The sequence below is a fragment of the Lysinibacillus sp. NPDC094177 genome, from assembly GCF_050279145.1.
In the GTDB taxonomy this organism is placed as follows: Bacteria; Bacillota; Bacilli; order Bacillales_A; family Planococcaceae; genus Lysinibacillus.
Genome location: NZ_JBNNTW010000008.1, coordinates 168,214 through 194,374, shown reverse-complemented (window position 1 = coordinate 194,374; position 26,161 = coordinate 168,214). Strand labels below are relative to the sequence as shown.

23 protein-coding genes, 3 tRNA genes, 1 pseudogene and 1 riboswitch are annotated in these 26,161 nt (G+C 37.6%); of the genes and pseudogenes, 19 read left to right on the top strand and 8 right to left on the bottom strand.

Going from position 1 to position 26,161, the window contains the following annotated elements; genetic code table 11:
• Positions 1-17: 17 nt before the first annotated feature.
• From ACQKNC_RS14845 to ACQKNC_RS14830, 4 genes are all read left to right on the top strand, one after another.
• Positions 18-94, top strand: a tRNA-Asn gene (locus ACQKNC_RS14845).
• Positions 95-104: 10 nt separating this feature from the next.
• Positions 105-195 (top strand) — tRNA-Ser (locus ACQKNC_RS14840).
• 2 nt (positions 196-197) lie between these two features.
• Positions 198-269: transfer RNA gene (locus ACQKNC_RS14835), tRNA-Glu, on the top strand.
• Positions 270-960: 691 nt separating this feature from the next.
• Entirely contained in the window at positions 961-3,756 is a 2,796-nt protein-coding gene (locus ACQKNC_RS14830) for an S-layer homology domain-containing protein (RefSeq protein ID WP_427425597.1), read from the top strand.
• A gap of 111 nt (positions 3,757-3,867) precedes the next feature.
• On the opposite strand, the gene ACQKNC_RS14825 is transcribed toward ACQKNC_RS14830, so the two are convergent.
• A complete protein-coding gene (locus tag ACQKNC_RS14825; protein WP_427425596.1) occupies positions 3,868-4,506 on the bottom strand; it encodes an NAD(P)H-binding protein in 639 nt (212 codons plus the stop codon).
• 265 nt (positions 4,507-4,771) lie between these two features.
• Between ACQKNC_RS14825 and dpaL the strand changes: the two genes are divergently transcribed.
• From dpaL to ACQKNC_RS14805, 4 genes are all read left to right on the top strand, one after another.
• Positions 4,772-5,983 (top strand): diaminopropionate ammonia-lyase, encoded by a 1,212-nt coding sequence (gene dpaL / locus ACQKNC_RS14820; RefSeq protein WP_427425595.1) that lies wholly within the window; start codon positions 4,772-4,774, stop codon positions 5,981-5,983.
• A 144-nt stretch (positions 5,984-6,127) separates the two neighbouring features.
• Positions 6,128-6,889, top strand: a complete 762-nt coding sequence (locus ACQKNC_RS14815) for a MerR family transcriptional regulator (protein ID WP_427425594.1) — start codon at positions 6,128-6,130, stop codon at positions 6,887-6,889.
• A 91-nt stretch (positions 6,890-6,980) separates the two neighbouring features.
• Positions 6,981-7,430, top strand: a complete 450-nt coding sequence (locus ACQKNC_RS14810) for a TraR/DksA C4-type zinc finger protein (RefSeq protein ID WP_427425593.1) — start codon at positions 6,981-6,983, stop codon at positions 7,428-7,430.
• A gap of 48 nt (positions 7,431-7,478) precedes the next feature.
• Positions 7,479-8,405: a dipeptidase gene (locus ACQKNC_RS14805; RefSeq protein WP_427425592.1), complete on the top strand. Its 927-nt coding sequence runs from the start codon at positions 7,479-7,481 to the stop codon at positions 8,403-8,405.
• A gap of 20 nt (positions 8,406-8,425) precedes the next feature.
• Here ACQKNC_RS14805 and ACQKNC_RS14800 read toward each other — a convergent pair whose 3' ends face one another.
• Positions 8,426-9,346 carry a 1,4-dihydroxy-2-naphthoate polyprenyltransferase gene (locus ACQKNC_RS14800; RefSeq protein ID WP_053485082.1) on the bottom strand — a complete coding sequence of 307 codons (921 nt, stop codon included), beginning with the start codon at positions 9,344-9,346 and terminating at the stop codon, positions 8,426-8,428.
• Positions 9,347-9,729: 383 nt separating this feature from the next.
• Here ACQKNC_RS14800 and ACQKNC_RS14795 point away from each other — a divergent pair, with 383 nt between their 5' ends.
• The 7 genes and pseudogenes from ACQKNC_RS14795 (at position 9,730) to ACQKNC_RS14765 (ending at position 18,412) form a co-directional block, all read left to right on the top strand.
• The gene (locus ACQKNC_RS14795) at positions 9,730-11,115 is read left to right on the top strand and encodes an isochorismate synthase (RefSeq protein ID WP_427425591.1); all 1,386 of its coding nucleotides are present in this window, start codon (positions 9,730-9,732) and stop codon (positions 11,113-11,115) included.
• Positions 11,108-12,832 (top strand): 2-succinyl-5-enolpyruvyl-6-hydroxy-3-cyclohexene-1-carboxylic-acid synthase, encoded by a 1,725-nt coding sequence (gene menD / locus ACQKNC_RS14790; protein ID WP_427425590.1) that lies wholly within the window; start codon positions 11,108-11,110, stop codon positions 12,830-12,832. The genes ACQKNC_RS14795 and menD overlap by 8 nt, the downstream gene beginning before the upstream one ends.
• Complete coding sequence (gene menH, locus ACQKNC_RS14785) at positions 12,820-13,653, top strand: 2-succinyl-6-hydroxy-2,4-cyclohexadiene-1-carboxylate synthase (RefSeq protein WP_427425589.1); 834 nt, start codon at positions 12,820-12,822, stop codon at positions 13,651-13,653. The genes menD and menH overlap by 13 nt, the downstream gene beginning before the upstream one ends.
• Positions 13,654-13,812: 159 nt before the next feature.
• Positions 13,813-14,631 (top strand): 1,4-dihydroxy-2-naphthoyl-CoA synthase, encoded by an 819-nt coding sequence (gene menB, locus ACQKNC_RS14780; RefSeq protein ID WP_132364614.1) that lies wholly within the window; start codon positions 13,813-13,815, stop codon positions 14,629-14,631.
• 301 nt (positions 14,632-14,932) lie between these two features.
• Positions 14,933-16,357: an o-succinylbenzoate--CoA ligase gene (locus ACQKNC_RS14775; RefSeq protein ID WP_427425588.1), complete on the top strand. Its 1,425-nt coding sequence runs from the start codon at positions 14,933-14,935 to the stop codon at positions 16,355-16,357.
• Positions 16,358-16,388: 31 nt separating this feature from the next.
• Positions 16,389-16,633: pseudogene (locus ACQKNC_RS14770) on the top strand (hypothetical protein).
• Between the two features lie 573 nt (positions 16,634-17,206).
• Positions 17,207-18,412 (top strand): transglutaminase domain-containing protein, encoded by a 1,206-nt coding sequence (locus ACQKNC_RS14765; RefSeq protein WP_427425587.1) that lies wholly within the window; start codon positions 17,207-17,209, stop codon positions 18,410-18,412.
• Here ACQKNC_RS14765 and ACQKNC_RS14760 read toward each other — a convergent pair.
• The 4 genes from ACQKNC_RS14760 to ytzI form a co-directional block, all read right to left on the bottom strand.
• A complete protein-coding gene (locus ACQKNC_RS14760; RefSeq protein WP_427425586.1) occupies positions 18,375-19,379 on the bottom strand; it encodes a metal ABC transporter solute-binding protein, Zn/Mn family in 1,005 nt (334 codons plus the stop codon). The genes ACQKNC_RS14765 and ACQKNC_RS14760 overlap by 38 nt on opposite strands.
• A 108-nt stretch (positions 19,380-19,487) precedes the next feature.
• On the bottom strand, positions 19,488-19,721 hold the full coding sequence (gene yidD, locus ACQKNC_RS14755; protein WP_427425585.1) for a membrane protein insertion efficiency factor YidD: 234 nt from the start codon (positions 19,719-19,721) through the stop codon (positions 19,488-19,490).
• Entirely contained in the window at positions 19,718-19,879 is a 162-nt protein-coding gene (locus ACQKNC_RS14750) for a hypothetical protein (protein ID WP_199777783.1), read from the bottom strand. The genes yidD and ACQKNC_RS14750 overlap by 4 nt, the downstream gene beginning before the upstream one ends.
• 70 nt (positions 19,880-19,949) lie before the next feature.
• Complete coding sequence (gene ytzI / locus ACQKNC_RS14745; RefSeq protein ID WP_427425584.1) at positions 19,950-20,096, bottom strand: YtzI protein; 147 nt, start codon at positions 20,094-20,096, stop codon at positions 19,950-19,952.
• A gap of 138 nt (positions 20,097-20,234) precedes the next feature.
• On the opposite strand from ytzI, the gene ACQKNC_RS14740 reads away from it, so the two are divergent.
• The 3 genes from ACQKNC_RS14740 to ACQKNC_RS14730 all read left to right on the top strand — a co-directional run bounded on the left by ACQKNC_RS14740 (position 20,235) and on the right by ACQKNC_RS14730 (position 22,290).
• Positions 20,235-20,552 carry a transposase gene (locus ACQKNC_RS14740; RefSeq protein ID WP_427425583.1) on the top strand — a complete coding sequence of 106 codons (318 nt, stop codon included), beginning with the start codon at positions 20,235-20,237 and terminating at the stop codon, positions 20,550-20,552.
• Between the two features lie 513 nt (positions 20,553-21,065).
• The gene (locus ACQKNC_RS14735; protein ID WP_427425582.1) at positions 21,066-21,530 is read left to right on the top strand and encodes an NUDIX hydrolase; all 465 of its coding nucleotides are present in this window, start codon (positions 21,066-21,068) and stop codon (positions 21,528-21,530) included.
• The gene (locus ACQKNC_RS14730) at positions 21,517-22,290 is read left to right on the top strand and encodes an alpha/beta hydrolase family protein (protein ID WP_427425581.1); all 774 of its coding nucleotides are present in this window, start codon (positions 21,517-21,519) and stop codon (positions 22,288-22,290) included. Before ACQKNC_RS14735 ends, ACQKNC_RS14730 begins: the two co-directional genes overlap by 14 nt.
• Before the next feature lie 181 nt (positions 22,291-22,471).
• Here the strand turns inward: ACQKNC_RS14730 and ACQKNC_RS14725 are convergent, their stop codons facing one another.
• Together ACQKNC_RS14725 and pckA are read right to left on the bottom strand one after the other, a co-directional pair.
• Positions 22,472-23,428, bottom strand: a complete 957-nt coding sequence (locus ACQKNC_RS14725) for an alpha/beta hydrolase (protein ID WP_427425580.1) — start codon at positions 23,426-23,428, stop codon at positions 22,472-22,474.
• Between the two features lie 125 nt (positions 23,429-23,553).
• Positions 23,554-25,140 (bottom strand): phosphoenolpyruvate carboxykinase (ATP), encoded by a 1,587-nt coding sequence (gene pckA, locus ACQKNC_RS14720; protein WP_427425579.1) that lies wholly within the window; start codon positions 25,138-25,140, stop codon positions 23,554-23,556.
• 576 nt (positions 25,141-25,716) lie between these two features.
• Positions 25,717-25,834, top strand: a riboswitch (SAM riboswitch).
• 135 nt (positions 25,835-25,969) lie between these two features.
• Between pckA and ACQKNC_RS14715 the strand changes: the two genes are divergently transcribed.
• The coding region (locus ACQKNC_RS14715) for a hypothetical protein (RefSeq protein WP_427425578.1) at positions 25,970-26,161 on the top strand (192 nt) is incomplete at its 3' end.

Here is a 26,161-nt window from a genome sequence, read left to right as displayed (position 1 = left end):
TTTAGGCCCACCATTATTCCGAAGTAGCTCAGTTGGTAGTAGCACCTGACTGTTAATCAGGTTGTCGCAGGTTCGAGTCCTGCCTTCGGAGCCATTTTTTTTGTGGGGAAGTACTCAAGAGGCTGAAGAGGCGCCCCTGCTAAGGGTGTAGGTCGGGTAACCGGCGCGAGGGTTCAAATCCCTCCTTCTCCGCCATTGGCCCGTTGGTCAAGTGGTTAAGACACCGCCCTTTCACGGCGGTAACACGGGTTCGAATCCCGTACGGGTCATACTAAATGCAGTAGATGTATCTTACATCTACTGCATTTTTTTAATTATGTGTAACATAATCTAACTAATACGTTATTAAATTTGTGAAAGACTTCGATAAAACTTTCCTCTAATAACTCATTAAAATTGTTTTTCTACGGGTAGCACTCAAGAAGAAAGTTTTCCGTATTCCTATTATTTCCCACACCACTAAGAAAAATATGCTTAGCAAAATAGATATCAATTTTCAATTCCTCCCTCTAATATGTGAAAACGTCTAAAAATCCTTTCTACGATCCGCTGTTGTGGTTAGAATAGTCGTTCAAATAGGAGTCGAATAAGCCCGTTCCTTCGACTTCACTGAGCTATCAGAATAACAATTCTTCCATACGAACGTGTCATTCGTTGTGACTAACATCCTTTTGTTTATCCCGTTCAGAGACAACCGCATGTAAGATTTGTTTAACCATGGCTCTATACTATAAAAAAGGCTCTAAAAACCATACTTTATATTCCTCGTCTCTATCAAATATAAGCAATAAAATTATGCAATTTCATATAGAAAAAATTAAATATAATTTAAATTTGCTAAGCGCACTTTCTTTGGACAAATAATCCATGGAAAATCACTATAATATTGGTATATCCTTTGGAATAAATCTATCTTTCTTTTATAATGGGAATGAATAGAATTAGTTGGAGGTAATAAATATGAAAAAAAAGCAAAGTAAATGGATTATGAGTACGGCAACTGCTGCATTAGTTGCTGCGGCTGTTGTGCCTACTGCAAGTGCAGCCAGCTTTACAGATATTGCAAAAAGTGATCATAAAGAGGCTATTTTGGCATTAGCAGATTTAAAAATTGTAGGTGGATATCAAGACGGCACATTTAAGCCAAATGCCGTCCTTACGAAAGGCAATGTAACGAAATTTTTAGGAAAATGGCTTGTATCAGAACACTTCCAAGTGCCAGCAGACTACAATAAGAAAGTACGTTTTACAGACTTGCCTACATCTTCAAAAGATAAAGAATTACTACAATACGCTGCGCTTATAAATGATACTGGTATTTTCAAAGGGACTAACAACAAGTTATTACCTTCTGAGTATATCCCACGTGAACAAATGGCTTCTATTTTAGTACGTGCGATTGAAAAAGTTTACGATATCAATTTAATTGCGATGTATAAAAAAGATAACTATAAATCTTCTATTACAGATTTAAATTTAGCTTTACCAGAAAATCGTGAAGCCATCATCGCGTTAGAATATGCAAAAATTACAAATGTAAAGGCATTTAATCCGAAAAACACATTAACACGTGGTCAATTTGCGTCATTTTTACATCGTTCGATGACGAATATCAATGATATGCTTAAGGAACCTGAAGTGCCATTACTCATCCAAACAGTTAAAGTTGTAGATGCAAATACACTACAGGTGACATTAACAGATGGGACAAGCCATAAGGTAACATTAGCAAAGCCACTTACTGAAAATGTGGAGACGAAGGTAGATTTTAAAATTAATGACAAACCATATTCCGCTGTTGTTACATATGAAGTCAATGAGCTAAAAGTACAATCAATTGAGGGGATTAATGCCTCTCAGATTAAAGTTGTTTTCAACCAAGCAATTGACCCACTGTCTGTGCTCAAAGTAGATGGGAAATTACAGGATAATATTGTAGCTTTCTCTAATGTGGATACTTTAAAAGCACTATCTGTAGTGAAAACAGAAATCAGTGCAGATCGAAAATCAATCATCTTTACAATGAATGAGCCATTAAAAGGTACACATCGTTATGTGTTTAATAACATCAAATCTGAAAAGGGCTTAGTGCTTCAAAAAGTAGATGCGAACTTTGTTATTGCTGGGGATACACAATCGCCTACGATTTTAGGAACAACGCAAGGAAACAATTCTTCAATCGTTAAAGTGCAGTTTTCTAAGCCAATGGCAGCACTCCCGAATGAACGCATTCAATTTACATTAGCAAATGGTACAAAGGTAGCGAATGTAGTAGGAAGTATTGAGCAAAACGCAACTGAAGCAACTTTTGATTTATCAGCTGCAACAGTAAATGGTGTTTATTTAGCTCCTAGTACACCTATCCAAATTACATTCGTAGGGGCAGCAGATTTAGCAGGGAACATAATTTCACCAAACTCTTCTACCGTAACAGTGAAAAAGGGAGATAAGGATGGAGTTCCGCCGACACTATCTTCTGTAACACAAACTGGACCAAATACGTTCCAGCTATTGTTCTCAGAGGATATTCAATCACTTTCTCCATCCGATCTTTCAGTAAAAAGCGGTCAGTATTCAATTTCCGTAAATACTGTAGAGAAAGATCCGAAAAATGGTCGTTTATTTAATGTGACGGTGGATCCAAGAAGTACGCTTCTAGGAATTACAACGATTGCTACAGCTACTGGTCGTGTAATTACCGACTTATCAGGTGAAACGGCAACATTTTCAAAAGATCATAACTTTATAAGAGATGATAAGGCGCCTGCCCTAATTAATTCTGAAATTGTATACGAGGATAGTGTAGAATATTTACAATTAACTTTCGATAAGTCAGTGAAGCTAGGAGCTGGCGCAAAAGCATCATTTACTGGAAGCTATATGGATAATTACATTTCGTATGAGGTATCAATAGGGTCTCAAAGTGATATTCATATCGTAAAAGATCAACCTACGAAATTACGTGTTAGAATGGCAGGATTGCTAGTTAGTCGTGATAAAAAGGGAGCTCTTTACGATGGCAAATTAAATTTATTTAATGTTACAAATTTATACGGTGTGCCAGTCACTGAAGTGCGAAATATTAAGTTTACACGTAATGGTGATTTAAATATTAATAATAATAAACTTGCATTATTGCCGTCCAATGCAATTCAAACATCTGTAACAGATCCATATTCAATAAAAGATAATAATATTGTTTATTTAAATTTCAATTATCCTGTTGAGCCAGAACTTGCTCAAAACGTTCAAAATTATAGTATTGATAATGCTCTGGTAGAGAGTGCAGTTGTAGAGGGATCCGCTTTAAATCGTATTAAGCTTACATTAAAAAAGGATTCGAATTATTATAGTGGCTTACGTAATATCACGATTAGAGGCTTAAGAGCAGCAAACTCTTTGGAATCATTCGACGAGGTGCGAACATCAATTAACCTTAAAGAAAATATTGCACCAAAGGTTATAGATGTTAAGGTTAGCAATTCAGAAACATTAGAGCTTACTTTCAGCGAGGCTGTAAAGAACGTTTATGGTTCGGACTTTAATATTGAAGTGAATGGTGTACCGGTAATAGTTAGTAGCACTAAATCACAAAGTAATGATAAAGTTGTGCTAATTAGAACAACGCAGAGTAATTTATTTGAAAACGGCAGAACTATTTCGATTAAAGCTTCCGCAAATAATTCGATTACGGATGAAAATGAGAATAAGTTGGATTTAAACTCCATTCCACAAACATTTATAGTACAAAGATAAATAAAAGTGATTAAACAAGAATTTCCTAAGACATCATTATTGTCAATAAAAATAGCATGCTAGATACATTTTCAGCATGCTATTTTTCTATGTCATTTTATTGTTAGTATATTAATGGGAGATAAACGGTGCTTTGTGTACGTACTTTGTATTATCTATATGATCAATGATAAAAGTGGCTATATCTTGATTTGTAATTTTTGTACCAGGCATATCAGTAAGGTTTTCCTTTATCTGTTTCGATGTTAAGCTATCTTTTACAAACGGCAATCTAATTAATGTCCATTTGATATGTTTATTATTTAATAAAAATTCCCATTCTAATTTTTTATCCTGCATCATTTTCGAAAAGAAAACTTCAAATATCTTTGCTCCAAAACGATTCATCATGCTTTTTTTGTCCTCTTTAATCGTTAGAGAACCACCGGAAACACCTATATAACGATTAATGTTTAACTCTTTCATCACTTTAAAAATATTAGTAGTAACTTTGCTATAAATGGGCTCCTCTTTAGGTGGTTGACCAAATGTATTAATAACAACTTGACAATCTTTAAGAAGTTCTTGGATGTTTTCTATATCTTGAACCTGCCCTTTCACTAATCCTATTTTGGCATTTTTATACAGTAACTTATCTGGATTTCTAACAAGCATACGAACATGATATCCTTTTTTTATTGCATGAGTTGCTATATACCTTCCTACTGTCCCTGTTCCTCCAATTATCGCTATCTTGCAAGGAATATCCATTATATACCTCCAATTTGATTTAATGGTATATATACGACAAGCTTCATGAAAGGTTTCATCATCGATTGGAGTGGAGGCTGGACGCCCCAGGAAGCTTTGCTCTGCGCGAAAGCGAAGCGGCAGCGATAAAAGCGCCCAGTTGGAACAGAAATCAACTACACGATATGGTGAGGAGCCTAAATTATGTAATATAGCAATGTATAGTATTTTGTTTTGTGATTCTATAAGCTAAGATGAAAATAGAACAAAAGCTAGGGGGATATGGATGGGAAAATTATTATGGACTAACAACCAACAATATCTGTTACAAAAGAACGTAGAACAAGTAGTACCTTTTCTATGTAATTTTTCACTGGAACAAGTAGATCGTGTTGGTAGATTTCAGCGTACATATGAAAAATTTGAAAGCACTCCATTACGTAGCTTACATGCCTTTGCATCATTAGTTGGGGTACAAAGTATTTTTGTAAAAGATGAATCTTATCGATTTGACTTAAATGCATTTAAAGTATTAGGCGGTGTTTATGCAATTGGGCAGTACGTTGCCAAAAAGTTAGATAGAAATATTAATGAGCTATCGTTTGAGCAGCTTAAATCACCAGAAGTAAAGGAGCAGCTAGGAGACTTAACGTTTATTTCAACGACAGATGGTAATCATGGTCGTGGAGTGGCTTGGGCTGCTAGAGAGCTTGGTTTGAAAGCTCGCATATATATGCCTGCTGGTAGTGCAGAGGAGCGCCTCCAAAATATTAAAAATGAAGGTGCATATGCTGAAATAACGACAATGAATTATGATGATACAGTTCGTTATACTTCACAACTAGCAACAGAAAATGGCTGGATTGTTATTCAGGATACGATGTGGGAAGGCTATGAGGAAATCCCGTTATGGATTATGCAAGGCTATACTACACTAATAAAAGAAGCAGTTGAGCAGTTGGAAAAAGCACCTACCCATGTATTTTTACAAGCTGGGGTTGGATCTTTTGCTGGTGCAGTTGTAGCTTTTTTACAACAATATTATGAGCAAGAGATTACATTTGTCTTAGTTGAGCCTTTTGTAGCGAATTGCTATTATGAAAGCTTTAAGGCAGGAGCTGAGCAGTTTGTAACGGTTGGTGGAGAGATGCAAACAATTATGGCAGGTCTTGCATGTGGTGAGCCGAATCCACTTGCTTGGGACCTGTTAAAGACTTATACGAAGGTGAGTATTTGCTGTGATGAGGAAGTTGCTGCAACGGGTATGCGCATTCTTGGAAACCCACTAGCAACAGATGCACGAATTATTGCTGGAGAATCTGGAGCTGCCCCAGTTGGATGTTTTTATGAATTGATGACGAATGAGCAATATACGGAACTGAAGGATACATTACAATTAGATGAAAATTCTCAAGTATTGTTTATTAACACTGAAGGTGACACAGATATAGAAAACTACAGAAATATTGTGTGGCATGGGAAATATGCGAAAATTTAATTGAAGAATTAGCAAACTAGTGAAAATAAAATGTTCTAGTTTGCTTTTTTCATTTACATGTATTGAATTCGTTAAGACCTATGTATTTTTTCTTGACCTTAACGTTGCGTAAACATTTACAGTAGTTATAGTGGAGGTGAAAGTGTGGAATATACAATTCAAGAGCTTGCCCAATTATCCGGGGTTAGCACAAGAACGCTACGTTATTACGATGAAATTGGATTACTGAAGCCAGCAAGAACTAATGAAGCGGGCTATCGATTTTACGGACAGTTTGAAGTTGATATGCTCCAGCAAATTTTATTTTATAGAGCATTAGATATGAAATTAGCAACCATTAAGGAAATTATTCAAGCGCCTAATTTCCAACATACAGAGGCACTCAAAATCCATCGTGTAGCCTTACTGAAACGCAAGGAGCAGCTGGAAAAAATATTACAAACAGTGGAAAAAACCATTCAATCTATTGAGGAGGAACAACCAATGACAAATGAAGAGAAATTTAATGGATTTAAAGATAAGCTAATCGAGGAAAATGAAAAGCAATATGGTGAAGAAATTCGTGGGAAATATGGTAACAAGACGGTTGATGCATCGAATGCTAAGCTAATGAATATGACGGAGGAACAGTATGAGGCAATGCAGCAGCTAGAACAGCAATTATTTAAGCGTTTAAAAGAAGCGATGGAAATTGGCGATACGAAAAATGATGTAGCAATGGAGGTAGCAGAGCTTCATAAGCGTTGGCTTAGCTTTTCATGGTCACAATATTCTAAGGAGGCACATGCTGGTATAGCGCAGATGTATATAGCAGATGAACGATTTACAGCTTATTATGATGAGCGCGTTTCTCAGGGAGCCACAATATTTTTACATGATGCCATAATTAATTTCGCATTGGCGTAATTATACGAAAAAAAAAGTGATTCCTTCTCATGCTTTAATGTTTTAGAAATATTTATTTAGGAAAAAATGAAGGCATGAGGAGGAGATTTTTTTGAACCCACAAGTAATGGAAAAATTAAAAAAGCAATTAGAGCAGGAACTACAGGAAATAGAACAGCAACTTGAGGAATCAGAGCGTCCGCAAGCGACAGAGCTATCTAATTATGATAATCATCCAGCTGACAATGCGAGTGATTTAACGGATCAGCTAACGGAAATGGCGATTGATGAGCACCGTGGGGACAATGCTGAGGAAATAAAGGCTGCACTTCAAGCGATGGAGGAAGGTACATATGGTAAATGTGCTGTATGTGGTGAGGAGATTCCTATTGGTCGCTTAGAAGCTATGCCGAAAGCATTGACGTGTGTTGAACATGCGGAGCAAAAAGAAGATAATTTAAGGCCAGTGGAGGAAGATGTGTTGTCTTCTACCCCAAAATCGGATGATTTCATTGAACTTGAGGAATTTGGCTCTTCTGATACACCTCAAGATAAAAGTTAGTAAGCATTTTCACTCACAGGCAGTATAATAGCTGTATGGGGTGAGGATATGGATATAATTGATTTACACTGCGATGCTCTATTGAAATTATCAACTTTAGAAGCGGCAAAATTTGAAGATGATGTGCGTTTGCATGCCAATCGAGAGAGATTACAATTAGGGCGGGTTAAGGCACAAGTATTTGCTATTTTTATTGACCCTAAAATTCCGCAAAATATGCAATTTTTAGAGGCAGTGCGGCAAATCGAAGCTTTTCATACACATGTATTACAAACTGAGGGTATGGTGCATATTACTGATTGGTCGCAATTAGATACTTTAGCTCCACATGAAATTGGCGCAATTTTAAGCTTAGAGGGCTGTGGTCCAGTCGGTAAAGATTTAGCAAAGCTTTCTGCCATATTAGATGCAGGTGTAAAGCTTGTTGGCCTAACGTGGAATGAAGAAAATGCTGTGGCCCACGGTGCTGAACAGGATGCAAGTCTTGGTTTAAAACCATTTGGTAAAGAGGTTATAAACTTGCTAAATGAGAGAGATATTATTATCGATGTCTCACATTTAAATGAACAAAGCTTCTGGGATGTCCTGCCACTTTCGAAGCATATCATTGCGAGCCATAGTAATGCACGTGCAATTTGTGATCATCCAAGAAATTTAACGGATGCTCAGGCAAAAGCACTTATCAAGCATGGTGGCCATATTCATGTCGTTTACTATCCGCCTTTTATCCTTGATAATGCTACGATGGATGATTTAGTAGCGCATGTGAAGCATCTAGCGAATATAGTAGGGGTAGAGCACCTTGGACTAGGTTCAGACTTCGATGGAATAGATGCTACTGTAAAAGGATTAGCACACGCAGGAGAGGTACAAAATTTATTAGAGGCGTTACGTGAACATTTTTCAATCGAAGAAGTTCGTGGTCTTGCGAGTAATAATTTTCGACGTTATGTAAAAAATGCAGAAGCCCGTTAAGGCTGCTGCATTTTCGTATCTTAATAAAAGAAATATTGAATTAATAAACCGATTCCTAAGAGGAAGCCGAAGAATGTATTTGTTTGCGCTGTAAATTTCATCGCAGGCATAACTTCTTTTGCTTCTTTTTTATCGCGGAAAATTTGAATAGCACGAAGAGGCTTTGGAACGCTTAAGAAAATGATTAGAGCCCAAAATGTAATACCATCAATTGCTACAAGAGCGATTACCCATAAGTACGAAACGATAAAAAAGCCTGATAGCACAGAAATGGCATTATCTCGACCTACTAAAATAGCAAGCGTTCTACGACCACCTTCTGTATCGCCAACGATATCACGAATATTGTTGGACAGCATGATAGCCCCAACTAAAATCATACTCGGTACTGAAAGCATAACTGCATCAAATGTTACTGTAAGCGTTTGAATATAAAAGGCGATTAAGACAATCCCCATTCCCATAACAGCGCCAGATACAAGTTCCCCGAATGGTGAATAGGCTATTGGGTATGGTCCTCCAGTATATAAAAAACCAATAAGCATACAAACAAGCCCGACAGCAGCAAGCCACCAAGAGGTTGAGGCACATATGTAAATGCCAAGCAACATAGCGATTGCATAGAAGCTTAAGGCAATCATCATAATTGTTTTTGGTTGAACACCGTGACGTACAATAGTTCCGCCGATACCGACAGAGTTTTCATTGTCTAATCCTAATTTGTAATCGTAATATTCATTGAACATATTTGTTGCTGCTTGTATAAGCATACTTGCAATGAGCATAGCAAAAAATAGTCCAAAATCAATTGTTTGTTTTTCAATTGCTAAGGCAATCGCTGTTCCTAAAAATACTGGAACGAATGAAGCGGTTAAAGTGTGTGGACGTGTTAAATGCCACCAAACTTTAAAACCCCTATCAGCTTCAATGACTTTTGTCATAAGGTCTTTCTCTCCTTCAAATGTTGTAGACTATTCCTATTTTATACGAAGAATGAGAAATTGGGTAGGTTCACAGCTTATTACATACAGTTCAGTTAAAAAAAATGATACAATAGTACATGCATTTATGAACTGAAAATAATAATTAAGATAATAGCAACAGTACGAAAAATAGGCTAGCAAACAAACAATGACAACTATTTTAACAAAAGAAATACGATGTGGAAAAAGTACAAACGCTCACTTCATTATGCAAAGTCTTGGTCAATTTGTGCTTCAAGAAAAGCCAAAGTGGTTGATATTTATGACTGAAAGTGTAGAACGAGTACAAAACATACCGTGCGTCATTCATTATGTACATTGCAACAACGGAGGTAATTTTCATGCAACAGAAGTGGTACCAAGCCACAGAGGTAGAAGTGGACTCTTTGGGCCAAAGCCTTCATTTTTATATGGAAACAATTGAAGTAAGTCGCTTATCGGCGCTCGCATTTTATGCGGCGGGCGAGGAGCATTATAAAGGTGAACGATTTTATTGGCAAAATAGAGAAAAAACAATGACATTAGTAGGGCTAGGACATGCCTATACAATTCAAAATAACGCCAAAAATGATCGCTTTGATGCGGTAGAAGCGGAATGGAAAAGCTTAACGAAAAACTGTGTTAAGGGTCAAAGCGAGTTACAGCCAATTTTGTTTGGCGGATTTACATTCGATCCACAAAATGATGTAACTGGGGAGTGGACAGACTTTCCAGAGGCTTATTTTGCGCTCGCAACATATCAGCTTGTCATCCGTGATGACAAAGCGTTTGTAAGTATTCATCTTATTTCAGAAAATGAGCAGGCAGAGTCTCAATTTGAAGCGCTACGTAAAGAGCGAGATCATTTAATTCATGCTGCTCAGGTAAAAGAAGTGAAAACGTATTCAAAGCCTGAAATAACAAGTTATTTTGAACCATATAAGGAGCCATATTTAGCTTCGATTGACCAAGTAACAGCATTGATTAAGCAGAAGAAGGCAGATAAAGTCGTTATTGCACGTTCACTAGCATTGCAATTTAAAGAACAAGTTTCCTCACCACAGGTGCTATCACAAATTATTCATGAGCAGCCAGAGAGCTATTTATTTGGTTTAGAACGTCAAGAAATATTGTTCTTTGGTGCGTCCCCTGAACGTCTTGTCAAAGTAGAAAAGGGCCGCGCCTTTTCATCTTGTGTTGCAGGCTCTATTAAACGTGGTAAGACAGCAGAGGAAGATGAAGCCTATGGACAAAGTTTATTAAATGATTCGAAAAATGGTGGTGAGCATCAATATGTTGTCGATATGATTGCGGAAACATTCCGTAAAAATTGTGTAGAGATGAAAATACCGGATAGCCCTCGCCTACTAAAGATTAGAGATATACAACATTTATATACACCTGTAGAAGGTCAGTTGGAAAATGAAGCAACAATATTACAACTGACAAAATCTTTGCATCCAACGCCAGCTTTAGGTGGTGTGCCAAGAAAAGAGGCAATGGCAGCTATACGTAAGTATGAGCCTATGAATCGTGGACTTTACGCTGCTCCAATTGGTTGGATAGATGCTGAAGGTAATGGGGAATTTGCAGTGGCCATTCGTTCGGCTGCTTTACTTAATGACAAAGCTTATTTATATGCGGGTGGCGGTATTGTAGCAGATTCAGAGCCACAATCTGAATATGAGGAAACATTAGTGAAATTCCGTCCAATGCTACGTGCGCTAGGAGGACAATTACATGAGTGAACGGAAAATTTTAACGGACTATGTTTATAAAGTGGTAGCATCATTAGTGCAAGCTGGTGTTGAAAACGTTGTTGTCAGCCCTGGCTCACGTTCGACACCTTTAGCTTATGCATTTGCTTCAACGAAACAGCTCCAAATGTATCGTCAGGTTGATGAGCGATCTGCTGCCTTTTTTGCGCTAGGAATTGCAAAGGCTACAGCAAAACCTGTTGTTCTTTTATGTACATCGGGAACAGCTGCGGCAAACTATTTTCCTGCCATTGTTGAGGCAAGCTATGCTCGAGTACCGTTAATCGTCATCACAGCTGATCGACCACATGAATTGCGAGAGGTTGGTGCACCACAGGCTATTAATCAGCCGAATTTATATGGCACGCAAGTCAAGTGGAGCGTGGATTTCCCGTTGGCAGATGATGCAGCACCAACATTGCCGTTTATCGAGCGCCATATTGCACGTGCGGTAGCGATTGCCATGAGCGCACCATTTGGACCAGTGCATATTAATGTACCGTTCAGAGAACCTTTGTTGATTGATTTTCGCGAGGAACTCCCAGAAGCGACATTTAAGCACAGTAGCATGGGGCAGTTAATACCTTCTATGGCGACTCAACAGGAGCTATCGGAGATTTTAAGTGCAACAAAAAAAGGCTTTGTAATTATTGGTGAGCTAGCCCTTGGTACAGATTTAACAATCATGTGGGAATTTGTTCGAAAATTAAAATGGCCGGTTATTGTCGAGAGTTTATCCAATATGCGAGCATCTGTCCCAGAGGATTGTCTGCCATATGTTATCACAACGTACGATGCAATTATGAAAAGTGAAGATTTTAAAGCATTAGTTGAACCAGATACGGTACTACGTTTAGGAGCACAGCCTGTTTCTAAATTTATCATGCAATTTATTACTAAATCTCAGCCTGATGCTTATATTGTTGTCGATGAAGATCCGATGTTCCGTGATGCTACAGGTGTATCTACTCATTTTGTTCATGCAAGTATTGGTGAGTGGCTCACACAATTAGAGATCCTTGAAACAGCATTAGAAGCAGAGTATTTAGCTGAGTGGCAGGATGCCAATGATATTGCACTAGAGTATATTGAACACTATTCTGATGGTGCGATTGATGAAGGAGCAATGGTAAGTCGATTACTAAAAATAATCCCTAATGGCAGTGATATTTTTGTTAGTAGCAGTATGCCAGTGCGCGATATTGATACGTTTTTAATGGCAACACCGAAGGATATTCGTATTGTTGCAAATCGTGGAACGAATGGTATTGATGGCGTCGTGTCAACTGCAATGGGCTTTAGTCAAGGAAATAACCGTGAGACCTACTTGCTTATTGGTGATTTAGCCTTTTTACATGATGTCAACGGTCTAATTGCTTCAAGATACCAGGAATGCAATCTGACAATTATCGTTATGAATAATGATGGCGGCGGTATTTTCTCTTATTTACCTCAATCCAAAGTTGAGGCACATTATGAAGATTTATTTGGCACGCCAACTGCCCTTGAATTCCGTGATATTGCCAATATGTACGATATGGACTATATACGCGTAGAAGATATTTCAGAGCTATCAATAAAGTTCACTACGATAAAAAAACGCCCACTGCGCTTAATCGAAATTTTCACGGATCGTGAGGAAAATGTCTATGCGCATCGGGCACTGTGGAATCGCATTAATGCGGGGTTAAAAGCATGGCAAAGCTAATGATTCGCGGGCTTGAAACATGCGTGGAAATCTGGAATGAAGAAGCGGAGCAAACGCTCGTGGCATTACATGGTTTTACAGGTAGTACGGCTACATGGAAAAATTTAGCGAAAGCTCTGCCGAGTATCCGAGTTATTGCCATTGATTTAATTGGTCATGGTCAAACAGCTATACCTCAGCAAATTAGTCGTTTCTCAATGCAAGAGCAAATCCAAGATTTAGAGGAAGTTTTTGGCCAGCTACAGCTCAAGAAATTTACGCTGTTAGGTTATTCAATGGGAGGGAGAGTTGCAATATCGTATGCAATCTCCTACCCTGAATGTATTGAAAAGCTAATTTTAGAAAGTGCTTCGCCAGGTTTAAGAACCTCAAAGGAACGTTCTGAACGTCGTGAGCGGGATAATGCTCTAGCTGAAAAAATAATTAGTAACGGTTTGTTATCATTTGTTAATACATGGGAGAACATTCCTTTGTTTGAATCTCAAAAGCGTTTACCGCACAGTGTACAAGAAGCGATTAGGTTAGAGCGACTTTCTCAGAAGGAGGAAGGCTTGGCAGGTAGCTTACGAGGGATTGGTACAGGTAGCCAACCATCAAATTGGATGTCATTGGAGAAGCTTGATATTCCTGTTCTATTAATTACAGGCTCCTTAGATGAGAAATTTTGTAAAATCGCTCTAGAAATGAAAGCGTTATTAAAAAATGCCAAGCATACGACAGTAAATGACGTTGGCCATGCAATTCATGTGGAAAATCCCGCTCAGTTTGCTACAATAGTAGAGGAGTATTTAACTTCTTTCAACACCAATGAAAGAAGTTAAAGCCTCCGGCGGATGTCATGGAATCGGAAAGGAATTCTTTGTGATTGCACAAAGCCGATTCCAGACGCAATTATGCCGAGGCATAATTGATCGTAATAAAATTTTACGTTACCGCCTCGATTTTGAACGAGACGAATTTAATTATTAGGAGGCAATTCAATGACACGTCAATGGACAAGTTTACATACTTATGAAGACATTAAGTATGAGTTCTATAACGGTATCGCAAAAATTACGATCAACCGTCCAGAAGTGCGCAACGCATTCCGACCAAAAACGGTAATGGAAATGATCGATGCTTTTTCACGTGCACGTGATGACAAAAATGTTGGAGTTATCATTTTAACTGGTGAAGGTGAGCATGCCTTCTGTTCAGGTGGAGACCAAAAAGTACGCGGTCATGGTGGCTACGTTGGTGAAGATGAGATCCCACGTCTAAACGTTCTTGATTTACAACGTTTAATCCGTGTTATTCCAAAACCTGTAGTAGCGATGGTTGCAGGTTATGCAATCGGTGGTGGACACGTATTACACGTTGTCTGTGACTTAACAATTGCTGCTGACAACGCTCGCTTTGGACAAACTGGACCAAAAGTTGGTTCATTCGATGCTGGTTATGGCTCAGGCTATCTTGCACGTATTATCGGTCATAAAAAGGCGCGTGAAATTTGGTACCTTTGCCGTCAATATGATGCACAGCAAGCACTTGATATGGGATTAGTTAACACAGTTGTTCCTTATGAGCAATTAGAAGATGAAACTGTACAATGGTGTGAAGAAATGCTACAAATGTCTCCAACTGCTCTACGCTTCTTAAAAGCAGCAATGAATGCAGATACAGATGGTTTAGCAGGTCTTCAACAAATGGCTGGCGACGCTACTCTTCTTTACTACACAACAGATGAAGCTAAAGAAGGTCGTGACGCATTCAAAGAAAAACGTCAACCAGATTTCGGTCAATTCCCAAGATTCCCTTGATTATCTGAAGCGTTTAACGGCTCGTATCTTAATGAGATACGAGCTTTTTGTATATCTAAAGTAGCGAGATGGATAGACTTGTGCTAGAGCAACGGAAAGAGTTACGGCTTAGCGGCGGACAACGGTGCATTAGCGGTGAAACAGCCTGCTTTAGCAGCGGAACACCGTGTCAGAGCACCGAATAGACATGTCAAAGCAACGGATTACCTCATCAAAGCAATGGACATATCTCCTCAAACTAACAAATAGACGGATGATGCGATAAAGCGGTAAGATTAAGGCTGATTGGAGGAATAAAGAGATGTATCTAAATTGGATTTTACAGCGAGCGTATTTAACACCTTTACGAAACGGTTTAACATATAATGGGCAGACTTGGACATTTCGAGAATTAAATGATCTATCTTTAAAACGTGCTCGTCAACTTACAGCACTGGATATTAAGCAAGGAGACCGTATTGCCATAATGGGGCCGAGTAAGCCTTCCCTTGTCATTATGATGTACGCGTGTATGCATTTACAATGTGAAATGGTCATGCTAAATCGTAGGCTAACACAGGATGAAATTGCCTATCAGCTAGAGGATTCAGAGGCTGTAGCGGTATTAATTGCAGATGAGGATATAGAAAAATTACCATCACATACGTCATATTATTTATTTTCTACTATAGAAAAAAGTACAGAAGTGGCTATTGATATTACGAAAGAATGGTCTATAAACCAAACAACATCGATTATGTATACATCTGGCACTACTGGTTTTCCAAAAGGGGTTTGTCAAACAGTTGGAAATCATCAGGCAAGTGCAACTGCCTCCGTTTTAAATATAGGTTTGCATGCGGACGATACTTGGTTATGTGCTGTACCACTTTTTCATATTAGTGGCTTTTCTATTTTAGTGCGCTCATTGTTGTATGGCAATAAAGTACATTTATATGATCAATTTGATGCAGAAGCCATTTCACAAAATATAATGGATGGCGAGGTTACACATATGTCAGTAGTTGCTGTAACATTGGAAAGGATTCTACATACCCTTGAACAGAAAAATGCACAAGCTTCACCAAAATTTAAAATGATGCTAGCGGGTGGTGGACCTGTGCCAGTAGATTATTTAAAGAGAGCACATGCATTAAATTTAGCCGTAGCTCAAACGTATGGTATGACTGAAACTTCGTCACAAACTGCAACATTAGCAAATGAAGATGCGATGCAAAAAATTGGTTCTGCAGGAAAACCATTATTTTTTAATCAAATTCGCATTGCTGAGCAGAATGACAATGGTGAAGGAGAAATTTGCATACGTGGCCCACATGTTACACCAGGATACATTGGTCGTTTTGGCGAAAAAGGTGCAACGATTGATGGCTGGCTCCATACAGGGGATATTGGTTATATAGATGAAGAAGGTTATTTATTTGTCATTGATCGTCGGGCGGATTTAATTATTTCAGGTGGAGAAAATATTTATCCTGCTGAAATCGAAAATGTCCTACTTACACACCCTGCTGTTAAGGAAGCGGGAGTATGCGGGATCGATGATGATGCTTGGGGACAGGTACCAATCGCCTTTGTTGTATTAAAAGAAGAAATACAGGTAGAACAAATACAAGCATTTTGTCAAAAGAAGCTTGCGAAATATAAAATACCAAAAGAAATTATTGTTACGGACAAGCTCCCTCGAAACGGTGCCAACAAGCTACTTCGTCGAAAATTAATGGACTAATACAAATAGAATTCTTCATAATGGGGAAGCAATGAATTTTCAAGATTTGATGAAATTTAAAGGGTATATATTTAAATAAATTTTGAACCAGAAGAAAATTCACTGCAGGTATTTATTGATAGGTGTAAATACTTGGATTTTATTAAAGCAGGAACAATTGCTGAAGATATATTTCCTGAGAAGCAGTTCGTTCACTACCAAATTCCTTGTTTGAACCATATAATCGATATTATTTCATATGATGAGCCTAAAATTACAGAGACAAAAAGAAATTGATAAATTTTCAAACTAGAAGAGCATCGGAATCGATGCTCTTTTTTGTGTTTATTTTTAATTATATAGAATGAGAAAAGTATTGCTGTTTGTGGGTTTTTAAAATAACTCCCCCAACAAGAGAACCCGTTATTATTATTAGTGGTTTTCTTTTATGTTTATCAATAACATATCAAAAGATACATACTATGTGAAGTGGTTGATTGGAGTGGAGGCTGGGCGACTCCTTGGGGATCAGCGTCACAGATGAGACCCTGGAGCGAAGCGAAGCGGCTCATCGGACGCCCCCAGGAAGCTCTGCTCTGCGCGAAAGCGAAGCGTCAGCGGCAAAGCGCCCAGCCGGAAAGGAAATCAACTCCACGTTTTGCTAAAGGGCATATTTTTTATTTAATATGCCACCTTAATTTCAATGTTTTTTTCAACCCTATGAAAGAAGTTAAAGCCGATTCTGAACGCAATTATGCCGAGGGATAATTGGTAAGTCATTTTTAGTGAAATTTTAGGATTAAATTAATCATTCATTAACATAATAAGAAATGACAGGCATAAACTAGTTAGTAAAGGAGAAAGACTCATATGAGAAAATATATATATAATGTTGTCATTATATTATTTGTTCTACAAATGAGTCATGTGCAAGTATTCGCAAACTATGAACAAAAGAATATTGCAACTGCCGATTCAATAGAAACACTACAACATCTAATTCAAAAACAAGTCATGCAATTATCTACTGAATTTGACATTCGCTATACTGGTAATACGTCGGAAATAAAAGATGAACTATCAGAACTTATTAAACAAGCTATTCAAGATCCATATATTTACGCCAATATTTCTAGTTTTAAATGGAAATATGATGGCTACGCCGATAATATTGTCATTAGATTTGAGTTTACCTACCATATTTCGCAGGAAGAGGAAACGTTTGTAGAACAGACTTTGACGAATATTATTGAACCTATGCATGGATTAAGCGAAATGCAGAAAATACAGGCCGCACATGATTTTATCGTTCTATCTACTGAATATTCAAAGGAAACCAAAGGAAGTCAATATTCTCCCTACACATTGCTTACGGAAAACAAGGGAGTTTGTCAGGCATATGCTTTAGTGCTTTATCGAATGTTAGAGATGTTAGGCTTTGAAGTACAATATGTTCCAGGAAAAGTAGGGGAGCAACTTCACGCATGGGTCTTAGTAAAGCTTGATAATGCATGGTATCATATCGACGTTACATGGGATGATCCATTGCCTGATCGTAAAGGTGAGGTACGTTATAATTATTTTTTAGTTTCTGATCACCAATTAGCACAAGATCACTCTTGGGACTATACAAGTTTCCCAGCTGCTACAAGTGAAGCCTATATTGATTTACAAAAAACGAGTAAGGTTGAAGCTCTTACAAAACCAATATTGGATAGTTATTTTAACTTTGATAAAGAGCTGTCTATTTTAAGTAAAAATAAACAAATGGTAAAGCAATTAATAGTACAGCCTACAAAGCTTTTGAAAGGTAAAAAAGGCGATAATCCTATTCAGTTGAATCTAAATGAATGGGAACCAATCATTTTAGAAAGTAATGTAGCCCAAGTAAAGGCTAATCGAAATATAATACAAAATGATTTGCATAAGAGAAAAGGGCTAATAAGTGTTTATAGAGCGGAAAAACGGATGCCACAAGAAAAGTACGTCATAATAAAGGAGGTGTCCCAAATGATTTTCGGGGCACCTCCTTACTCATTTATTTATGAGTGTTTAATGCGGTATCTAAAGTTTTAATATTTCTCTTCATAAGGGTGAAGTAAGTTTCGTCATTCTTCACATCATCTGCTGTTAAAACACTTAAATTATGCAAGACAAGAGACTTTGCTCCAACTTCTTTTTGGATAACCTCGGCTAATTTAGAAGAAACATTTTGCTCGAATAAAATGTAGTGAATATGCAACTCATTTGCTTTATCAACAATTGCTGTAAGTTCTTTTTGAGAAGGCTCATTTTGTGAATTTAGACCGGCTATTGGAATTTGCTTTAAGCCGTATTGACCTGCGATATAGCCAAATGCTGCATGTGATACGAAGAACGTCTTCTCTTGCGCTTTATTAGCCATTGCTTTATATTCATTGTCTAAATCCTGTAGTTCTTTTACCAATGCCTCGTAGTTAGCTGTAAATGTAGCTTCTTGTTCTGGCATTTTTTTTACTAGATTATTTTTAATGGAAAGTGCTAAGTCTTGACTGATAGTTGGTGATAGCCAAACATGTGGATCTACATTACCATGTTCATGATCACCATGTCCGTCTTCATGTTTGCCATGGTCATCTTCATGATTAGCATCCTCTTCATCATCATGTGTGTGACCGGTGCTCATAGCTAATTTTTCATCTGAAACCTGATCTGCAGTTGCCACCATTGTTACATCTTCATTAGCTAGGGTCTTTTTGGCATTTTCAACAAAGCCCTCTAGTCCTAAACCGATATAGAAAAATATATCAGCATCTGCTAATTTCATCATATCTTTTTGTGTTGGCTCAAATGTGTGTTCATTGGCGCCAGCAGGGTAAATAGAAGAAACCTTTACAAAATCGCCACCAATTCGTTGTGCAAAATAACTTAATGGATAGACAGTTGTGTAAATTGTTAATTTATCCTTTTTTTCTGACTGTTTAGATGTTGATGTTTTATCTCCGCAGGCAGCAGTGAATAGGGCAAGAACTGCAACTAAACATAATAAAAATACTTTTTTCATCTTGTAGTATACCTCTTTCAAATAGTAATCGTTACGATTTGATTTTTAGAACAGTTTCTATGATAACGCACATCTGAAAAAAGTACAAGAAAAAATGACCCTCGAAAATTATTTCTTTTTCGAAGGCCATTTTTCAGGCACAGGATCAAAGCCTCCAGAATGGAATGGTTGGCATTTTGATATACGTTTAATCGTTAAATAGAATCCTTTAATGGCACCGTGTTTTTGAAAAGCTTCAAGCCCATAGGAGGAGCATGTAGGGTAGAAGCGGCAGGATGGCGGCGTCATTGGTGATATAAATTTTCTGTAAAACTTAATGAGCCATATAAAGGGATATTTCATATTTGTTTATCCTTTTGTTGAGCGTTAATCTGCTTAGGCTTAGCATCGATAGTTTGTGTAAAGAAATTACTTTTTTTCTTCAACAGGACAATCACAGAAACTCCAAACATAAGCATCATCATTGCGATCATAATGATTATAGGTAATGGTACTCCCATTGCGTTCACTCCAAATTCTATTCGTTAATAATATTATAAAAGAATCTCATGAAAAAATGTACAAATTGAACTAGTCATCGTCTTGATGAAAGCTCTGCTGAGGTTTTTCATCAACTGTATGTTTAAAAGCATACGCACGATTGACACTGATAATAGTCGCGACAGTTATTAAAATAACGATGATTGCTGCTACAATTAAGAGTGTGATTAAACTCATGGCATTCACTCCGTTCCTTATTCATCATATCTATTATAAATTAGATAATCTTACTTAGTTGTGAAGGAAGTTTGACATTCCAGCGAATAAAACAACACTTTTATCACCATACTATGGTAAAAGGAGTGTTTTGTAGAGATGGAGCGTCAACGTGTATACTTTTCACTTGCCAATAGAACGTATTATACAAATCCATATGCAGGACCGTGGAACTTTGAACTCAATATAGATCGACAAGCATTAGATGTCTTTGAAAAGATTTTTCAGCAAATGCAGCTGTTAGAAATTTCGAATGCATGGCGTGCGCAATTGCCATATATACAATATCATCTAGATAGAGAAAATGATGAAATTGATTTGCGATTAAAAAAAATCTATGCACTCGTCCATGAGTATGGTGATGATGATACAAAGGTATTTGTGGAACAGCTTCCTTATTTTAACAAACGTGTATAAAAATAAAGGGTCACTGAAAAAAAACTTTCAGTGACCCTTTTTTATTGAAGAAACGATACCGTCAATGAAAGCTAATTTTGGAAACTACTAAGGGTTCAATGCCTACAAAAGTTAATTTCCTATTTTCCAATTCACTAATTTGGCAAACTGAACAGCTAGGAGCAACTTTTGATGGATTAACCATTGGTATAAAAGATGAGCTAATCCAACGGTAGAGAAGTTTCAAAATTTGTTGCGCTGTAGTTGCTTACAATTGAATAAACATAGTATTGAATGCGGTATCGCTCCCTGTTAAAATCCTCAATCGCACTGATTAATAGTTCTAATGACAATATATTTACACTACAGGAGTTGAATATTAGTGATTTTATTTGTTGATTGTAGCTATATGATTACACTATAGTGAAATAAAAGATCATCACAAAAGCCGAAGAATGCCAATATATTTTAGTAATTGATTCGACTCATTGCATGAAATAAGACTTTAACAATATAAAGAAGGGGTTGAAGAGCATGTTCTCATTTACAGATTTAAATGGTTTACGAGTGGATTTAAGTTTTATAAGAGGCGAATTGGACATTGAGCCTAAGCATGTACTTGTTTTATTAAAGCATGAAAATAAGTGGTTATGTACGATTCATAAACGTCGTGGTGTAGAGGTCCCAGGTGGCAAGCAAGAACCTGGAGAAACATTAGAGCAGGCAGCAGTTAGGGAAGTATTTGAGGAGACTGGTGTTCATGTGAAAAATCTTAAATGGTTTGCAGAATACGCCGTTCATGATGACATCTTATTTTGTAAAACGGTCTTTACCGCACAGTTTGTAGATCAGGAGGACATCGAATTTGATTTAGAAACTTCAGGAATGACTTGGCTAACGGATGAAGAATTTGCTAATCATCCAAATTTAAGCTTTCATATGAAGGATGAAGGGATGCAGAAAATGCTGGAGGAGTTGAAACAATATGACCAATGGTGAGATCATTGAAAAACGTCCTTATCCTTCGCCCAATCCAGCTATTCGTTTAACAGAAATTACGTATATGTCAAAAGATCTACGTGTGAAGGGATTATTAGCGGAGCCTAAAGCAGAAGGTACATATGATGGCTTTTTATATTTACGGGGAGGCATGCAAAGCATTGGTATGGTTAGACCTTCACGGGTTGCACAGTTTGCAGCGCAAGGCTTTATCGTTTTTGCCCCATATTACCGTGGCAATCGAGGTGGAGAAGGTCGAGATGAGTTTGCAGGAGCTGATCGTTATGACGCTGTATATGCAGTAGAGGTGCTAAAACAGTTTTGTAATGATAATATTCATGTCTTTGGTTTTTCACGTGGTGGTATAATGGCACTTTGGACTGCAATCTTACGGAGAGATATCACATCTGTGGTTACATGGGCAGGAGTATCTGATGCAACAGCTACATATTGGGAGCGGACAGATATGCGCCGGATGATGAAGCGTGTTATTGGAGGGACGCCTAATCGTGTCCCAGAGGCTTATGATGCTCGAACACCACTTTTTGAGGTAGAGCACATTACAGCTCCAATACTTATTATTCATGGCTACCTTGATGAAAATGTAGATATTGAACATGCAAGACAGTTAGAATTTTATTTAAAGGATGCCAATAAAACATATGAGACATGGTATGATCACCGCTACGCTCATCAGTATCCACCGGCCAAAAATAGAGAGACAGTACATGCACTTTGCGAATGGATGAAACGACAATAAGGTATTCAAGCTGTCTTTCCATTCAACGATTCTAATGTAGAAACTTTTTGGAATCAAAAAGATATTAACGCGGGGTAGACCTCAGAATTGCTCGGGTCAGTGGGAAAACTACTCGGGAAGGACAAAGAACCGCTCAGGTGCTTTGGGTAGACACCTGAGCGGTAGCAAAAAATAAGGATGTTTACTCTATATATTTTCCTAAAAAATTATTAATAGTTTTCCAATAAGAGTCTCCAGCAACGCTTTCTGCACCGCCATGTCCAGCACCTTCAACTATAAATTTCTCCTTCGGTACATTGGCAGCCTCATATACTTCATCTAGCATATCAGAGGGAACAAATGTATCATTACTTCCATGAATGAATAGCATAGGTGTTTTCGATTTTGCTACTTGCTTGACGGTATCAGCTTCACCAAGCGTAAAGTCAGCTCTTAACTTCGTAACAATTGAAGAAAAATGCATAATAGGAAATTCAGGTAAATTAAAGAGTGCTTTCAATTGATAGGAGAATTCATCCCAAACTGAGGAATAGCCACAATCCTCAATAATAGCCTTAACATTGTCAGGTAGATCTTCTCCTGAGGCCATCATCACTGTAGCACCACCCATGGAAACACCATACAAAACAATTTCAGCGTTTTTATCAGAACTGATAATATTATTAATCCAAGAGACTACATCAAGTCGATCATGCCAGCCCATACCAATATAGTCACCGTCACTTTTTCCATGAGCCCTTGCATCAGGTACGAGAACGTTGTAGCCTGTATCATAAAAATGCTTAGCGTACTTTGTCATTTGTGAGCCATCAGATGAATAACCATGGAAAACAATTGCCCATTTATTTGTTTCGTTTGTATTTTTAAGCGTATAGGCATGTAATTTCAAATCATCGAAAGAATGTATATAAGAATCCTCATAATTCTCTTTAAACCACTTCTCACTCTCTTCTTTTTCTTTAGCATCCTTAGGACTAACAGCAATAGAATTGTGCGGGGCATTAAACACTTCTGATTTATCAGTATTAGGATTTAATGCGAAGTTATAAAAATAATTCCCTGCAAAAAATCCAGCCCCAACAAACAATACTAATAGAAGACTGACAATGGTAATAATCACTTTGTACTTTCTTTTCATATGTATCCCCCTAAAACTACTAATATGAATTATACACAAAGTTAACAATATGAAAAGTGGACTTTTCAAAATAAGGGGATATAAAAAAGGGAACGACTATTAAATCGTTCCCTTTGCTTAATAAATTATTTTAATGGACCGCCAAGGTTAGTGATGGCTTCAGAAACATTTGAGAATTTCTCGAAGTTTTTGTTGAATAAGCCAGCAAGTTCAGCAGCTTTAGCATCATAAGCAGCTTTGTCTGTCCATGCATCACGAGGGTTAAGCACTTCTGTTGGTACACCTTCAATAGAAGTTGGTATGTTTAAACCGAATACTGAATCTTGAATTGTTTCAACATCAGCTAATTTTCCATCAATTGCAGCACGTACCATTGTACGAGTGTAAGAAAGTTTCATACGGCTACCAGTACCATATTCGCCACCAGTCCAACCAGTGTTCACTAAGTATACTTGTGCACCATGCTCGTCAATTTTTTGACCTAACATTTCAGCATAAACTGTTGCTGGAAGTGGAAGGAATGGAGAACCGAAGCAAGTTGAGAATACTGGTTCTGGCTCTGTTACTCCACGTTCTGTACCAGCAAGTTTAGATGTGAAACCGCTTAGGAAGTGGTACATTGCTTGCTCTTTTGTTAATTTACTGATTGGAGGTAATACACCAAATGCATCAGCCGTTAAGAAGATGATTGTTTTTGGGTGACCTGCAACAGATGGATCAACAATATTTTCAATGTATTGAATTGGATAAGCGACACGTGTATTTTCTGTTAATGAACCATCGTCATAGTCACAAACTCGAGTTTCTGGATCAACTGCTACGTTTTCTAGAACAGAACCGAAGCGGATTGCGTTGTAGATTTCTGGTTCTTTTTCAGCAGAAAGGTTAATTGTTTTTGCATAACAACCGCCCTCAATGTTGAATACACCGTTATCAGACCAACCGTGTTCATCGTCACCGATTAGCTTACGGTCAGGATCAGCTGATAAAGTAGTTTTACCAGTACCAGATAAACCGAAGAATAATGCAACATCACCAGCTTCACCAACGTTTGCTGAGCAGTGCATTGAAAGGATGCCTTGTTGTGGTAATAAGTAGTTCATAATACCGAAAATAGATTTTTTGATTTCACCAGCGTATTCAGTACCACCGATTAGGATAATTTTCTTTTCAAGTGATACAATGATGAATGTTTCAGAAGCTGTGCCATCAACAGCAGGGTCTGCTTTAAAGTTAGGAGCTGAAATCACTGTGAAGTCAGCAACATGAGAAGCTAATTCTTCTTTAGTTGGACGGATAAATAATTGATGAGCGAAAAGATTGTGCCAAGCATATTCATTGATTACTTGGATGCTTAATTGTGAATCTTTGTCAGCACCAGCAAAGCCTTTGAATACGAATAATTCGTCACGTTCTTTTAAATATTTTACTACTTTTACATATAAGTTATCGAACACTTCAGAAGAAATTGGTTGGTTAACTTTCCCCCAGTCAATTTTGTCCTTTGTGCTTTCTTCTTCTACCGTATATTTATCTTTAGGTGAACGACCAGTGTATTTGCCAGTTTCTGCACGAACTGCGCCATCTACTGTTAACATAGCTTCACCACGAGATGTAGCTTTTTCAGCTAATTGTGGTACTGAAAGTTGAACATTAATGTTACCGCCGCTTAATAATTCCTTCAGTTCGTTTGCAATTTCTACTGAATTCATCGATTAAATACCATCCTTTTTTATAGTATTCCCTAGAGTCTGAGGGAGATTTTCTTAATTTCAAAAATAGTATAACACAATTGCTTAAATAATCTATACTAATTCAGAAATTATTTTTGCGATTTTATTACTTTTCAAGAAAACGACAAAAAGTAAATTGATTCGTTTTGATAATGCTTTTTACCCTATTTATTATTAAGTGATTTCACAATCACTTTCGACACAGCAAAATTGCGTTTAGAAGCCTTTGGATAACATGAGGTTCGCACAGGATGTGAAGTTTAGCTGGTTTTATTATCAATTGGAGCTTGCCGCCTACTGAAAAGGGGCTACAATCATATTCATCCACCACATGTACTGATGGTCTTCCGGAGCTGACGCTTTGCTTTCACTACAAAATGTGCTGTAAAGGGTCACACATATGTTAACACATGATGTGAGGTGGAGAATAGGGATTATTTTGTTTCAATTTACAGCATAATCCAAATTAGTTTCTCCCATACTTACTTAATAAGATACATTAAAAATATTTGACAACGTTCGACCTTTTACGTATTATGAGATATTGAACGGATACTCTTATCCCGAGCTGGTGGAGGGTCAGGCCCTGTGAAACCCGGCAACCTGCATGAACTATTTCACGACATGCGCTGGTGCCAACCTGATGCAAGGGATACCCCTTGAACGATAAGAGTGAAAGGTTACGAAGTCATTATTCCTTTCCTCATGTTAAGTAAGCGTGAGAAAAGGATTTTTTTATTGTCAAAAACGAATGTAAAGGTATATATAGTCCTTTCCTTATTAAAATGACGGATCTTTCGAAATCCTCGTGTTAAAAGCAGAGCTGTTTATTTGTGCAAACGTAGCGGCAGCAGCAAATGTTTTTTCTGTGCGAAAGCGTAGTGCAAACGTAGCGGCAGCAACAAATGTTTTTTCTGTGCGAAAGCGTAGTGCAAACGTAGCGGCAGCAACAAATGTTTTTTCTGTGCGAAAGCGTAGTGCAAACGTAGCGGCAGCAACA

Bases quoted from the DNA above. Each gene is read 5' to 3' on its own strand.
- ACQKNC_RS14740 (WP_427425583.1), top strand. From the start codon at position 20,235: ATGGAGCGTCAACGTGTATACTTTTCACTTGCCAATAGAACGTATTAT.
- ACQKNC_RS14775 (WP_427425588.1), top strand. From the start codon at position 14,933: ATGTATCTAAATTGGATTTTACAGCGAGCGTATTTAACACCTTTACGA.
- ACQKNC_RS14730 (WP_427425581.1), top strand. From the start codon at position 21,517: ATGACCAATGGTGAGATCATTGAAAAACGTCCTTATCCTTCGCCCAAT.
- dpaL (WP_427425595.1), top strand. From the start codon at position 4,772: ATGGGAAAATTATTATGGACTAACAACCAACAATATCTGTTACAAAAG.
- yidD (WP_427425585.1), bottom strand. From the start codon at position 19,721: ATGAAATATCCCTTTATATGGCTCATTAAGTTTTACAGAAAATTTATA.
- ACQKNC_RS14735 (WP_427425582.1), top strand. From the start codon at position 21,066: ATGTTCTCATTTACAGATTTAAATGGTTTACGAGTGGATTTAAGTTTT.
- ACQKNC_RS14830 (WP_427425597.1), top strand. From the start codon at position 961: ATGAAAAAAAAGCAAAGTAAATGGATTATGAGTACGGCAACTGCTGCA.
- pckA (WP_427425579.1), bottom strand. From the start codon at position 25,140: ATGAATTCAGTAGAAATTGCAAACGAACTGAAGGAATTATTAAGCGGC.
- ACQKNC_RS14765 (WP_427425587.1), top strand. From the start codon at position 17,207: ATGAGAAAATATATATATAATGTTGTCATTATATTATTTGTTCTACAA.
- menH (WP_427425589.1), top strand. From the start codon at position 12,820: ATGGCAAAGCTAATGATTCGCGGGCTTGAAACATGCGTGGAAATCTGG.
- ACQKNC_RS14800 (WP_053485082.1), bottom strand. From the start codon at position 9,346: ATGACAAAAGTCATTGAAGCTGATAGGGGTTTTAAAGTTTGGTGGCAT.
- ACQKNC_RS14805 (WP_427425592.1), top strand. From the start codon at position 7,479: ATGGATATAATTGATTTACACTGCGATGCTCTATTGAAATTATCAACT.
- menD (WP_427425590.1), top strand. From the start codon at position 11,108: ATGAGTGAACGGAAAATTTTAACGGACTATGTTTATAAAGTGGTAGCA.
- ACQKNC_RS14825 (WP_427425596.1), bottom strand. From the start codon at position 4,506: ATGGATATTCCTTGCAAGATAGCGATAATTGGAGGAACAGGGACAGTA.
- menB (WP_132364614.1), top strand. From the start codon at position 13,813: ATGACACGTCAATGGACAAGTTTACATACTTATGAAGACATTAAGTAT.
- ACQKNC_RS14725 (WP_427425580.1), bottom strand. From the start codon at position 23,428: ATGAAAAGAAAGTACAAAGTGATTATTACCATTGTCAGTCTTCTATTA.
- ytzI (WP_427425584.1), bottom strand. From the start codon at position 20,096: ATGAGTTTAATCACACTCTTAATTGTAGCAGCAATCATCGTTATTTTA.
- ACQKNC_RS14750 (WP_199777783.1), bottom strand. From the start codon at position 19,879: ATGGGAGTACCATTACCTATAATCATTATGATCGCAATGATGATGCTT.
- ACQKNC_RS14760 (WP_427425586.1), bottom strand. From the start codon at position 19,379: ATGAAAAAAGTATTTTTATTATGTTTAGTTGCAGTTCTTGCCCTATTC.
- ACQKNC_RS14795 (WP_427425591.1), top strand. From the start codon at position 9,730: ATGCAACAGAAGTGGTACCAAGCCACAGAGGTAGAAGTGGACTCTTTG.